Source organism: Pseudonocardia sp. McavD-2-B (assembly GCF_024124365.1).
In the GTDB taxonomy this organism is placed as follows: domain Bacteria; phylum Actinomycetota; class Actinomycetes; order Mycobacteriales; family Pseudonocardiaceae; genus Pseudonocardia; species Pseudonocardia alni.
The window spans coordinates 1-12,092 of sequence record NZ_JAMXSG010000178.1; the positions used below are offsets into that span (position 1 = coordinate 1).

A 12,092-nucleotide genomic window follows, 5' to 3' on the forward strand; every position below is an offset into this window, starting at 1 on the left:
GCCGAGCGGGGTACCGCCGTACCGCGCCCACAGCCGGCCGCGGCGCTCGACCCGGGGCTGACCGAGCGGGCCCGCGGGCTGCGCCGGGCCCAGCTGCGGCGCGCCGTGGTCACCCTGGCCTGCGCCGCGGTGCTGCTGTTCGGGCTGCCGGTGCTGCTGCGGCTCGCGCCGGATCTGGCCCAGTGGCGGGTCGGGGGGCTCCCGCTGGGCTGGATCGCGGTCGCCTGGCTCCCGTACCCGCTGCTCGGCGGGCTGGCGTGGTGGCATCTGCGCCGGGCCGAACGCGCGGAACGCCCGTGACGGCCGCCGCGGTCGTCGCCCTGCTGCTGGTCACGGTGCTGATCGGGGCACGTGGCGTCGCGGCGATGCGCACCACCTCGGACTTCCTCGTCGCGTCCCGGCGGACCTCGCCGATGCTCAACGCAGCCGCGGTCTCCGGGGAGTACCTGTCGGCGGCGTCGTTCCTCGGCGTCGCCGGGCTGGTGATCAAGGAGGGCACGGGGGCGCTCTGGTACCCGGTCGGGTTCGCCGCGGGCTACCTGCTGATGCTCGCGCTGGTCGCCGCGCCGATGCGCCGCTCGGGCGCACTGACCGTGCCCGGGTTCGCCGAGGCCCGCCTCGGGTCGCGGTCGCTGCGCCGGTTCTGCGCGGTGGTCGTCGTGGTGATCGCGGTGCTCTACCTGGTGCCGCAGATCGTCGCGGCCGGGCAGCTGCTCACGCTGGTGTCGGGCGTCGACTACTGGGTCGGGGTCGTGGTGTCCGGGCTCGCCGTCGGCCTGACCCTGGCGCTGGGCGGGATGCGCGCCGCCACCTACGTGCAGGCGTTCCAGTTCGCGCTCAAGCTCCTGCTGTTCGCCGGGCCCGCGATCTGGCTGCTGCTGCTCGCCGGGCCGCAGCTGCGCGCCGACATGGTCGCCCCGCCGGAGTTCACCCGGTTCACCGCCGAGACCCCGGTGGACTTCCGGCTCGACACCGAGCTCGTGCTGACCGAGCCGACCGTCGTGGTCGTCGACGGGATGCCGGTCCCGCTCACCCCCGGCCCGCACCACGCCGCCGCCGACGCCGTCTGGGTCTTCCCCGACGGTGCCGCCGTGCCCGAGCTGGGCGGCGACGGGGCGTCGCTGCCGGTGCCCGGCGGCGCCGAGTGGGCACTGCCGCTGCTCGGCACCGCCGATACCTCGCCGCTGCTGACGACCTGGTCGGTGCTGGTCGCGACAGCGCTGGGGACGATGGGGCTGCCGCACATCATCGTGCGCTTCCACACCAGTCCGGACGGGCGCGGCGCCCGGCGCACCGCGGCGATCACCGTCGCGATGCTCGGCGCGTTCTACCTGTTCCCGATCGTCTACGGGCTGCTCGGGACGGTGCTCACCCCCGAGCTGTACCTGTCGCAGGGCACCGACACCGCGATCGTCACGCTGCCCGGCCGGGTCACCGGCGGCGGCACCGCGGCGGCCCTGACCGCGATGCTCACCGCGGGGGCGTTCGCCGCGTTCCTGGCCACCTCGCTCGGGCTGCTGCTCGCGCTGTCCGGGGCGCTCGCCCACGACCTCATGCCCTCGGGGCTGCGCCGGCTGCGGCTGACCGCGCTGGCCGCGTCGGCGGCCGTCGTACCGGCGGCGCTGCTGATGGTGCGCGTCGACGTCAGCGCGGCGGTGACCTCGGCGTTCACCGTCGCGGCGTCGACGTTCTGCCCGCTGCTGGTGCTCGGCCTGTGGTGGAAGGGGCTGACCGCGCGCGGCGCGTACGCAGGGATGGTCACCGGGCTGCTCGCGACGGTCGGGTCGATGGCGCTGGGCGCCGCGCTCGGGCTCGGCGGGACGGCGGGCATGCTGCTCGCCCAGCCCGCGCTGTGGTCGGTGCCCTGCGCGTTCCTCGTCATGATCGCCGTGTCACTGGGCGATCACGTTCCGTCGGACGCGGAAGCTACGATGCTGCGGCTCCATCTGGCCGATCGGGAGTGAGCGCTTTAGCGTAGCGGCGACATCGGAGTCAAGACCGCTCGTCGTTCGGTGCCGCGCTCGATCGTCCGGTCGTCGGCCGCTTGCATCTTGGGCCGCCCGGAGCGTGCGTGTGGGGTTCCGCACACGGCCCGAAGGCCCTTTCCTGGGTCCGGTCCCGTGGCCGTGCGTGGCTTGTGCAAGGAGGCATACGTGAGTACGACCGAGTCCGACGAGCAGCCCGGCGGTCCGACGCCGGGAACTCCCGACTGGGCCGCCGCACAGGCGAGCCCCGACTTCCAGGAGCTGCGCAGGCGTCTGCGTGGGTTCGTCTTCCCGGTCACCGCCGGGTTCCTGGCCTGGTACCTGCTGTACGTGCTGCTCGCGACGTTCGCGACGGACTTCATGGCGATCCCGGTGCTGGGCAACATCAACCTGGGTCTGGTCCTCGGGTTGCTGCAGTTCGTGTCCACCTTCGCGATCACCGTGGTCTACATCCGCTTCGCCGGCCGTGTGCTCGACCCGCTGTCGTCGAAGCTCCGCGGAGAGATCGAGGGAACCCGATGAGCCCGACCGTCCTGGCGGCGACCGCGGACAGCAACCCGGCGCTGAACATCTCCATCTTCCTGGCGTTCGTGATCGTGACGCTGGGGATCGTCTTCTACGTCAACAGTCGGCAGGCGAGGAAGACCGCCGCCGACTTCTACACCGCGGGCGGGGGTTTCTCCGGCACCCAGAACGGGTTCGCGATCGCCGGTGACTACCTCTCGGCGGCGTCGTTCCTGGGCATCGCCGGCGCCATCGCGATCAACGGCTACGACGGCTTCCTCTACTCGATCGGCTTCCTGGTCGCGTGGCTGGTCGCGCTGCTGCTGGTCGCGGAGCTGCTGCGCAACACCGGCCGTTTCACCATGGGCGACGTCCTGGCGTTCCGGATGAAGCAGCGCCCGATCCGCGCCGCGGCGGCCACCTCCACCCTGGCGGTGTCGTTCTTCTACCTGCTCGCGCAGATGGCCGGTGCCGGTGCACTGGTCTCGCTGCTGCTCGGCATCTCGGGCGGGTTCGCCCAGGGCGTCGTGATCGCCGTCGTCGGCGTCGTGATGATCGCCTACGTCCTCATCGGCGGCATGCGCGGCACCACCTGGGTCCAGATGATCAAGGCGGTGCTGCTCATCGTGGGCGCGCTGGTCATGACGATCTGGGCACTGGCGCTGTTCGGCTTCAACTTCTCGTCGATCATGCAGGCCGCCGCGGACGGCTCCCCCAAGGGCGAGGGCCTGTTCGCCCCCGGCCAGCAGTACGGCGCGTCGCTGACCTCGAAGATCGACTTCATCTCGCTCGGCATCGCCCTGGTGCTCGGCACCGCGGGCCTGCCGCACGTGCTGATGCGCTTCTACACCGTGCCCACGGCCAAGGAGGCCCGCCGCTCGGTCGAGGTCGCGATCTGGCTGATCGGCCTGTTCTACCTGTTCACGCTGGTCATCGGCTTCGCGGCCGGTGCGCTGGTCGGGCCGGAGGCGATCCAGGCCGCGCCGGGCAAGGTGAACTCGGCCGCGCCGCTGCTCGCCGCAGCCCTCGGCGGACCGGTGCTGCTCGGCATCATCGCCGCGATCGCGTTCGCGACGATCCTGGCGGTCGTCGCCGGGCTGACGATCACCGCGTCGGCGTCGTTCGCGCACGACGTCTACATCAACGTGATCAAGCGGGGCGAGGTCGAGGACACCGAGGCCACCCAGGTCCGGGTCGCCCGGCGGACCGCGATCGTGATCGGCGTGGTCGCCATCGTCGGTGGCATCCTCGCGAAGGACCAGAACGTCGCGTTCCTCGTGGCGCTGGCCTTCGCGGTGGCGGCGTCGGCGAACCTGCCGACGATCCTGTACTCGCTGTTCTGGAAGCGGTTCAACACCACCGGCGGCCTGTTCTCGATCTACGGCGGTCTGATCAGCACCCTGGTGCTGATCGTCTTCTCGCCGGTGGTGTCGGGCGCCGAGACGTCGATCTTCTCGGGTGTGGACTTCGCCTGGTTCCCGCTGGCCAACCCCGGCCTGGTCTCGATCCCGCTGTCGTTCCTGCTCGGCGTGGTCGGGACCTACATCGGGCAGAAGCGCCACGACGGCAGCAAGTACGCCGAGATGGAGGTCCGGTCCCTGACCGGTGCCGGCATCGCCAAGGCCGAGGCGCACTGACCGCAGGCCACCCCCACGCGGAGAGCCCGCGTCCCCGTCCCCGGGGGCGCGGGCTCTCCGCGTCCTGCGGCTACACCTCGGCGGCGGAGACGGTCGGCACCCCGGCGACGAGGTCGTGCAGCGCGCGGGCGTCGAGCAGGTCCGCCGGGCGCAGGGTGACGCCGTCGCGGACGTAGTGGAACGCCGCCCGCACCCGGTCCGGCTCGACGCCCTGCAGTGCCGCCCATGCCAGCCGGTACGCGGCGAGCTGCACCCCGACCGCCTGCCTGCGGTCCTCGGCGGGCAGGCGACCGGTCTTCCAGTCCACGACCGTCCAGCCGCCGTCGGGGTCGGCGAACACCGCGTCCATCCGGCCGCGCACGGCGACCCCGGCCAGCACCGTCTCGAAAGACACCTCGACGTCGACGGGCCGCCGGTCCGCCCACTCCGACGCCTCGAACGCGGCCTGCAGCTCGGCGAGCTCGGTCGCATCGGCCTCCGAGGAGACCGACTCGTCGGCGGCGCCGGGCAGCTCGTCGATGTCCAGCAGGCGTTCCGCGCCGAAGCGCTGTTCCAGCCAGGCGTGGAACGCGGTGCCGCGGCGGGCGTGCTGGTCGGGCGGCATCGGCACCGGACGGCGCAGCCGCACGGCGAGCGCGTCCGGGTCGTCGGCGAGCTCGACGAGCCGGCTCACCGACAGCCGCCCGGGCAGCGACACCGTGGGCCGCTGCGCGGCGGCGGCCCGCTCCGCGAGCAGGACGTCGACGTCGGCGGCCCAGCCCTCGGGATCACCCTCGGCGTCGACCACGCCGGCCCCGGGCTCCGCGTCGGGAGCCGCCGGCAGCTCCAGTGCGAGCTGGTCGGCGGGCGCGGCGCGGCGCGGCCGCTTCGGGCGCCGGGCCCGCAGCGCGGTACGGACCAGGTCGGCCCCGGAGCGCACGTCGTCGGCGCGGTCGCCGAACGGGTCCGGCGGCCACTGCGCGGTCCGTTCGACGCCCAGCGCCGGGTTGCCGGTGTCCAGCTCGGGCGGCGGTGCCCACTGCTCCAGCACACCGACCTCGGAGCCGCCGGGGCCCTCCAGGATCTCGGCGAGCTCGGTCAGGAACACCGACGGTTCCTTCGGCTTCTCCCCCGTCGCGGGCCAGCGGTGCCCGGACACCAGCAGCACCCGTTCGGACCGGGTGAGCGCGACGTAGAACAGCCGGCGTTCCTCGGCGAGGCGGCGCTCGTCGAGGGCGTCGTCGTGGTCGTCGAGCGCGGTCTCGACATGTTTGCGGTCGGCGCCGGGCGGGGGCAGGTGCAGGCCGGGCAGGTCGTCGGCGTCGCCGCGCAGCGGGACCGGCAGCGCGGCCGGGTCCTTCAGCCAGGAGCCGGACATCTTCCGGCCGGGGAAGACCTGCGCGACCAGGTGCGGGACGGCGACGACCTCCCACTCCAGCCCCTTCGCCGCGTGCACGGTGAGGATCTGCACCCGGTCCGGCGCGACCTCCACCTCGCCGGGGGTCAGCCCCTCCTCGGCCTGCTCGGCGGTCTCCAGATAGTCGAGCAGACCCGGTAGCGAAGGCACGTCCGCACCGGCGGCGAAGTCCGCGACGACGTCGGCGAACGCGTCGAGGTGCGCCCGGCCGGTGGGGCCGGGGCGGGCCATCGTCTCGACGTCGAGGAGCAAGGTCCGCTCGACGTCGGCCACCAGGTCGGTCAGCGGGGCCGCGGTGCGGGCGCGCAGCTGGGCGAGCTCACGGCCGATCCGCCGGATCCGGTCGAACCCGGCCGGGGAGTAGCGCTCCGGGCCACCCGGGTCGTCGAGGGCGTCGACGAGACCGGCCTGCTCGGCCTGCTCGCCGGGCAGTGCACCGAGGGCCAGGTCGGCGGCCGACAGCGGCCCGGGGCGGGCCGGGCGGTGCGGGACGAGCTCGCGGGCGCGCTGCCACAGCGCGGCCAGGTCGGCGATCCCGAGCCGCCACCGCGGCCCGGTCAGCAGCCGGACGGCGGCCGGCCCGGCGAGCGGGTCGGACACCACCCGCAGCGCGGAGACGAGGTCGCGGACCTCGGGGGTGGACAGCAGCCCACCGAGTCCGACCACCTCCACCGGGACCCGCCGGTCGCGCAGCGCGGCGGCGAGCGCGTCCATGTCGGAGCGGCGCCGGACCAGCACCGCCGCGGTGGGCGGGGTGCCCTCGTCGTGGCCGGCGTGCCAGCGCTCGGCGATGCCGTCGGCGGTCCAGGCCACCTCGGCCGCGACGTCGGGCAGCAGGGCGGCCCGGACGTCGCCGGGGCCGGCGCCGTCGAGCGGGCGCAGCTCCCCCACCCGCACGGTGCCGGGCGCGGTCCGCAGCGGCTCGGAGACCCGGTTGGCCAGGACGAGCACCTCGGCCGGGTTCCGGAAGCTGGTGAGCAGCCCGTGCACGGGCGCGGGGTCACCGCCCGCGGCGGGGAAGTCGGTGCGGAAGCGCGCCAGGTTCCCGGCGCTCGCGCCCCGCCAGCCGTAGATCGACTGGCAGGGGTCGCCGACCGCGGTGACCGAGCGGTGGTCCGGGCCGTCGTCCGGCTCCGGGGCGAGCCCGGGCGGCACGCCGAACAGGGCGCGGAGCAGCACCCGCTGGGCGTGCCCGGTGTCCTGATACTCGTCGAGCAGCACGGCCCGGTACTGGGAACGCTCGATCCGCCCGACCTCCGGGTCGGCCTCGGCGATCCGGGCCGCGAGGGCCATCTGGTCGGCGAAGTCCATGGCCTGCTCGGCCTGCTTGCGCCGGGCGAACTCCTCGACCAGCGGCAGCAGCTCGCAGCGCATCCGCTGCCCGGCGATGCGGGCCTTGTACCCGGCCGAGGGCTCGGCGCGCTGCCGCTTGCCGGGCGGGGCGTGCTCCAGCACCGGCAGCATCCGCTCGGCGAGGCGCCGCACCTGGTCCGGTTCGACGAGGTGCTCCCCCAGCTCCCCGGCCAGGGAGAGCAGGTAGCCGGTGACGGTCGCGGGGACCCGGTCGATCTCCAGGTCCGCGGCCCAGGTGGAGACGACCCGGTGGGCCAGCTGCCAGGCCGCCGTCGGGCCGAGCAGCCGGGCGGCGGGCTCGGCGGGCAGCCGCAGCGCGTGCTCACCGACCAGGCGACCGGCGTAGGCGTGGTAGGTCGCGACGGTGGGCTCGCCGGCCAGCAGCGCGGCGCGCCGCGCACCCGACGGGTCCAGGTCGTCGAGCAGCCGGGCCCCGGCGAGGCGGCGCAGCCGGGACCGGACGCGGGTGCCGAGCTGCTGGGCGGCCTTGCGGGTGAAGGTGAGCCCGAGGACCTGCTCGGGCAGCACCCGGCCGGTCGCGACCAGCCAGACGACGCGGGCCGCCATCGTCTCGGTCTTGCCCGCCCCCGCCCCGGCGACGACGAGCGCCGGCCCGGCGGGCGCGGCGATGACCGCGGCCTGTTCCGCGGTCGGCGGGTGCAGACCGAGCGCGTGTGCCAGCTCGGCGGGGGTGGGGTCCACGCGGACCGTTCTACCCGGCGTCACCGACAGGTCCGCCACCCGGCGCCGTCCCGGCCCGGCCCCGGCGGCGGATCAGCGGCCGGCGTCGTCGACCGGTGCGTAGACGCGGGCCCAGTCGACCTGCAGGCGTACCTCGTCGGGGGTGGTCGCGTCCGGGCCGGGGATCCACCCCGACGCCGGGCCCTGGTCGAGCTGTATGGCCAGGTGCATCGGGGTGGTGGGGATCGCGCGGCGGTCGGTGACCTCCCACTTCTTCACCCCGTCGACGTACCAGGTGATCCGGTCCGGCAGCCACTCCAGGGCGAATGTGTGCCACTGGGTGAAGTCGCCGGGGGTGTCGGTGGACAGGATGTGGTTCTGCGCGCCGTAGTGGACGAAGGCGGTGGCCGCATGCCGGTCGCCGAACGGGATCTCCATCATGTCGAGCTCCCCGTCGTCGGGGAACCGCTCGGAGTCCGGCCAGAGCAGGATCGCGGGGCTGTAGCCGTTGCCGACGTCGGTGCGGGCGCGGAACTCCCAGCGGCCGTAGAGCTGACCGTCGTGCATCGCGACACCGCCGGAGACGCCCCCGCCCGTGGCCCGGGGGCGCGCGGTCACGGTGAGCAGGCCGTCGCCGACGCCCACCGCGGACGGGCGGCGCAGGCCGTTGCCGAACCCGCCGGGCGAGTTGTAGACGCTCCAGGCGGAGCGGTCGACGCGGGAGCCGTCGAACTCGTCGCCACCGACCTGGCGCCACTGCTGCGGCGGGGGCGGGGGCGGCGGGGGCGGCAGCTGGTTGTCCAGTGCAGAGGTCGCCGGGTCGGCGGCGACGGCCGTGCCGTCCGGCGGGACGAGCACGGTCCAGGTCAGCCCGGCGACGGCGACGAGCACCAGCGCCATCGCGCCGGTGCCGTGCGCGATGCGGCGGCGCAGGCCGGTGACGGCGCGGTCCGGGCGCTCACGACGTTCGGTCCGCCCGGCACGGTCCGCCCGTCCGGCACCGTCCGGGATCTCGGCCCGGACGACCGTGGCACGGGCTCCGCGGTCGGTGGGGCGGATACGGGAGGTCGCGGCGACCGGCTCCGGCGTCGTGGAGACACGCACCACGGGGGTCCTCGCCACCGGGGGCCGGACCGCGGGTGCCTGCGCTGCCGCCGGAGGCCGGGGCGCTCGGCGTGGGCCGGGGACGGGGTCCGGGGCGGTACGCGTCCCCGGGGCGGCGCGCGACGGCGCGGGCACCCCGCGTACGGAGCGGCGGGACTCCGGGACTCGGTCGACGGGGCCGCGGTCCGCGGCGGGCAGGGCGACGGTCGACGCCACGATGTCCTCGGGGCGGGCGACGGGTCCGCGGGCGGCACGACGTCCGTCGACGGGCGGCTCGGGCGAGCGGTGCCGACCGGAGTCCGCGGTGTCCGGCCGGTCCTCGGAACGGTGGGAGCCGGGAGGGCGGGCGTCGGACCCGGCGGGGGCGGCGTGGCGCGACGGGTCCGGGCGCTCCCCGGCCCGCGACACACCACTCCCCGATTTCTCCACGCAAGCAGGACGCGCGGGCCCCCGTTCGGTTGCCCCGTCGGGAGGTCGCGCGCGTCACCCCGCCTGCGACCCGGGATCAGGCCGGCGGGTTCCCGACGGTCGCGGGGGCACCGTAGGACCGCAGGACCTCCGGCACCGTGACCGTCCCGTTCGCGTCCTGGAAGTTCTCCATGATCGCGAGCATGGCGCGGGCGGTGGCGCCGGTCCCGTTGAGCGTGTGCACGTTCTCGGTCGGCGCTCCGGCCTCGCGACGGAACCGGACGTTCAGGCGTCGTGCCTGGTAGTCGGTGGTGTTGGAGCACGAGGTGATCTCGCGGTAGCGCTCCTGGACCGGGAACCAGGCCTCGATGTCGTACTTCTTCGCGGCCGGGTTGCCGAGGTCGCCGACGGCGATGTTCTGCACCCGGTAGGGCAGCCCCAGCTCCTGCACGATCGACTCCTCGTGGGCGAGCAGCTCCTCGTGCACGTCCTGGGAGTTCTCCGGCAGGCAGTAGACGAACATCTCGACCTTGTCGAACTGGTGCACCCGGAACATGCCCTTGGTGTCCTTGCCGGCCGCGCCGGCCTCGCGGCGGAAGTTCGTGGAGAACGCGACGTAGCGCGCGGGCAGCGTGTCGAGCTCGACGATCTCGTCCATGTGGATCCCGGCGAGCGCGACCTCGGAGGTGCCGGTGAGGTAGAGGCCGTCCTTCTCCAGCTCGTAGAGGTTCGACGCCTCGGTGGGCAGGAAACCGGTGCCGTACATCGCCCGCTCGTTCGCCAGGACCGGGCCGAGCACCGGGACGAAGCCCTCGCCGGCGAGCTTGTCCATGACGTAGCGGAACAGGGCCATCTCGAGCCGCGCGACGTCGCCGAAACGGTAGGCGAACCGCGACCCGGACAGCCGCGCGCCGCGGGCCATGTCGACCCGGCCCGTCGACGACGCCAGGTCCAGGTGGTCGCGCGGGGTGAAGTCGAAGACCGGCGGCTCGCCCCAGGTGCGGACGGTGACCGCGTCCTCCTCGGCCATGCCGTCGGCGGCGGTCGGGTCGGGCAGATTCGGGATGCGGGCGAGGAGCTCGGAACGCTCGACGTCGGCGGCGGCGAGGGAGTCCTCGGCGGCGCGCAGCTCCTCCTTCTCCTGCTTGAACTGCTCGACCTGCTCGGGGGTGGGCTTGCCCTTGGGCCGCTGCTTGGCCGCGGCGCGCAGGCTGCCGACGCGGTCGGTGGCCTCCCGCCAGCGGGCGTCGACCTCCAGCAGGGCGTCGAAGTCCGCGGACGCGCCGCGACGGGACAGCGCCGTGCGGAAGGTGTCCGGGTCCTGTCGGGCCGCCTTGAGGTCGATCACTGCTGTTCCAGCCTCTCGCGTAGTGGAGGGGCCATCGTAGGACCGGGAATGATCGGGCCCGCGCGGTGGTACTCACCACCATGAGTGTTTCCCTCGGCAGGTACGGCGTCTGGCGGCACGAGACCGGGTTGTCCCCCGATCTCGCCGTGGAGATCGAGAAGCTCGGGTTCGGTGCGGTGTGGGTCGGCGGCTCCCCGCCCGGGGACCTCGCGCTGACCGAGTCGCTGCTCGACGCGACGACGTCGCTGTCCGTGGCCACCGGCATCGTGAACATCTGGGCCACCCCTGCCGACGAGGTCGCGGAGTCCTTCCACCGCATCGAGGCGCGGCACCCGGGCCGGTTCCTGCTGGGGATCGGCGTCGGGCACCCCGAGGCCACCAGCGACTACACCCGCCCGTACGCAGCGCTCGTCGCCTACGTGAACCGGCTCGACGAGCTCGGCGTCCCCACCGAGGGGCGTGCCCTCGCGGCGCTGGGCCCGAAGATGCTCGACCTGGCCCGTGAGCGGTCCGCCGGGACGCACCCGTACCTGACCACGCCCGAGCACACCCGTTCGACCCGCGAGCGCTACGGCGCCGGAGCGCTGATCGCGCCGGGGCACAAGGTCGTGCTCGACGACGACCCGGCCGCCGCCCGCGCCCTGGGCCGCCCGGCCGTCGAGAAGCCCTACCTGGGCCTGGTCAACTACCGGAACAACCTGAAGCGGCTCGGCTGGGCCGAGTCCGATCTCGACGACGGCGGCAGCGACGCCCTGATCGACGCGCTCGTCGCGCACGGCACCCCCGAGCAGGTCGCGGCCCGGCTCGAGGAGCACCTCGACGCCGGCGCCGACCACGTCTGTGCCCAGGTCATCACGCGCGGGATGGCCGAGCCGGAGGGCGACCTGCGGCGGCTGGCGAGCGCGCTGGGGCTCGGCAGCGCGGGCTAGCCCGGGCCGGGTGCGCCCCACCCCCGACGACCCGTCCCTGCTGGGACCGTTGCGACGGCCGGCGCCACTGATCGTGGCGGCGGCCGTCGCCGTCGTCGCGGTCCTGGCCTGGGCCTACCGCGGCGATGCGACCGCCGGGGCGGAGCGACCGGGGCGCCGACCGCCGGGTCCGGCCCCTCCGCACCACCTGACCGGGGCCCGGCACCGCGGGTGTGGAGCCCGGGCCGGCTGCACGACCTGACCGCGGGTCCGCACGGCCGGGTGTGCGGCCCGTCCGGGTACGGGACCGGACCCGCTCACCCGTCCACCACCGTCCGGCCGGTCTCGACTGCGGGGCAGCTGGTGCGGACCGGGCACCGGTCGCAGTCCGGCCCGGCGCGGGCGACGAACACCGCACCCGCCGAGTCCTCGGCGCAGGTCATCAGCACGTCGCGCCAGTGCCCCATCTCCTCCGGGCGCAGCGCCGCCTGCTGCGGCTCCTTCGCCTCCCCGTTGGCCTTGCGGTCGGCCAGGAACAGCAGCCGCGCCCCGCCCGGCTCCACCCCACCCCCGACGAGCTGGTCGAACGCGCCGAGCGAGGCCGCGAGCTGGTAGACGGCCAGCTGGTGGTGCTCGGCGGTGGCCCGGGCCGAGGTGGCCGTCTTCCCGGTCTTGACGTCGACGACGACCGGGCGCCCCTGGTCATCGCGTTCGAGCCGGTCGACCCGGCCGCGGAGCCGGACCCGCCGGGCCGCCCGCGCGGCCCCG

The 12,092-nt window shown here is 74.8% G+C and carries 9 protein-coding genes; 5 read left to right on the forward strand and 4 right to left on the reverse strand.

Translation table 11 applies throughout. The annotated features are described in order from the left end of the window. From NH602_RS20870 to NH602_RS20885, 4 genes are all read left to right on the forward strand, one after another. Nucleotides 1–300, forward strand: a 300-nt coding sequence (locus tag NH602_RS20870; RefSeq protein ID WP_253068690.1) for a hypothetical protein, incomplete at its 5' end; no start/stop codon positions are given. Further along, a complete protein-coding gene (locus tag NH602_RS20875) occupies nucleotides 297–1,964 on the forward strand; it encodes a cation acetate symporter (protein WP_073578337.1) in 1,668 nt (555 codons plus the stop codon). The genes NH602_RS20870 and NH602_RS20875, both read left to right, overlap by 4 nt. Nucleotides 1,965–2,153: 189 nt before the next feature. Further along, nucleotides 2,154–2,507, forward strand: a complete 354-nt coding sequence (locus tag NH602_RS20880) for a DUF485 domain-containing protein (RefSeq protein ID WP_073578336.1) — start codon at nucleotides 2,154–2,156, stop codon at nucleotides 2,505–2,507. Continuing rightward, on the forward strand, nucleotides 2,504–4,126 hold the full coding sequence (locus tag NH602_RS20885; protein ID WP_073578335.1) for a cation acetate symporter: 1,623 nt from the start codon (nucleotides 2,504–2,506) through the stop codon (nucleotides 4,124–4,126). The genes NH602_RS20880 and NH602_RS20885 overlap by 4 nt, the downstream gene beginning before the upstream one ends. A gap of 70 nt (nucleotides 4,127–4,196) precedes the next feature. On the opposite strand, the gene NH602_RS20890 is transcribed toward NH602_RS20885, so the two are convergent. The 3 genes from NH602_RS20890 to serS all read right to left on the reverse strand — a co-directional run bounded on the left by NH602_RS20890 (nucleotide 4,197) and on the right by serS (nucleotide 10,416). Beyond that, nucleotides 4,197–7,577, reverse strand: coding sequence for an ATP-dependent DNA helicase (locus NH602_RS20890; RefSeq protein ID WP_253068691.1), 3,381 nt, complete (start codon nucleotides 7,575–7,577; stop codon nucleotides 4,197–4,199). 72 nt (nucleotides 7,578–7,649) lie between these two features. After that, on the reverse strand, nucleotides 7,650–8,660 hold the full coding sequence (locus tag NH602_RS20895) for a family 16 glycosylhydrolase (protein ID WP_253068692.1): 1,011 nt from the start codon (nucleotides 8,658–8,660) through the stop codon (nucleotides 7,650–7,652). Between the two features lie 505 nt (nucleotides 8,661–9,165). Next, nucleotides 9,166–10,416, reverse strand: coding sequence for a serine--tRNA ligase (gene serS / locus NH602_RS20900; protein WP_073578332.1), 1,251 nt, complete (start codon nucleotides 10,414–10,416; stop codon nucleotides 9,166–9,168). Between the two features lie 80 nt (nucleotides 10,417–10,496). Between serS and NH602_RS20905 the strand changes: the two genes are divergently transcribed. Then, the gene (locus NH602_RS20905) at nucleotides 10,497–11,345 is read left to right on the forward strand and encodes an LLM class F420-dependent oxidoreductase (RefSeq protein WP_253068693.1); all 849 of its coding nucleotides are present in this window, start codon (nucleotides 10,497–10,499) and stop codon (nucleotides 11,343–11,345) included. 296 nt (nucleotides 11,346–11,641) lie between these two features. On the opposite strand, the gene NH602_RS20910 is transcribed toward NH602_RS20905, so the two are convergent. After that, a partial coding sequence (locus NH602_RS20910) for a PD-(D/E)XK nuclease family protein (protein ID WP_253068694.1) occupies nucleotides 11,642–12,092 on the reverse strand: 451 nt, incomplete at its 5' end.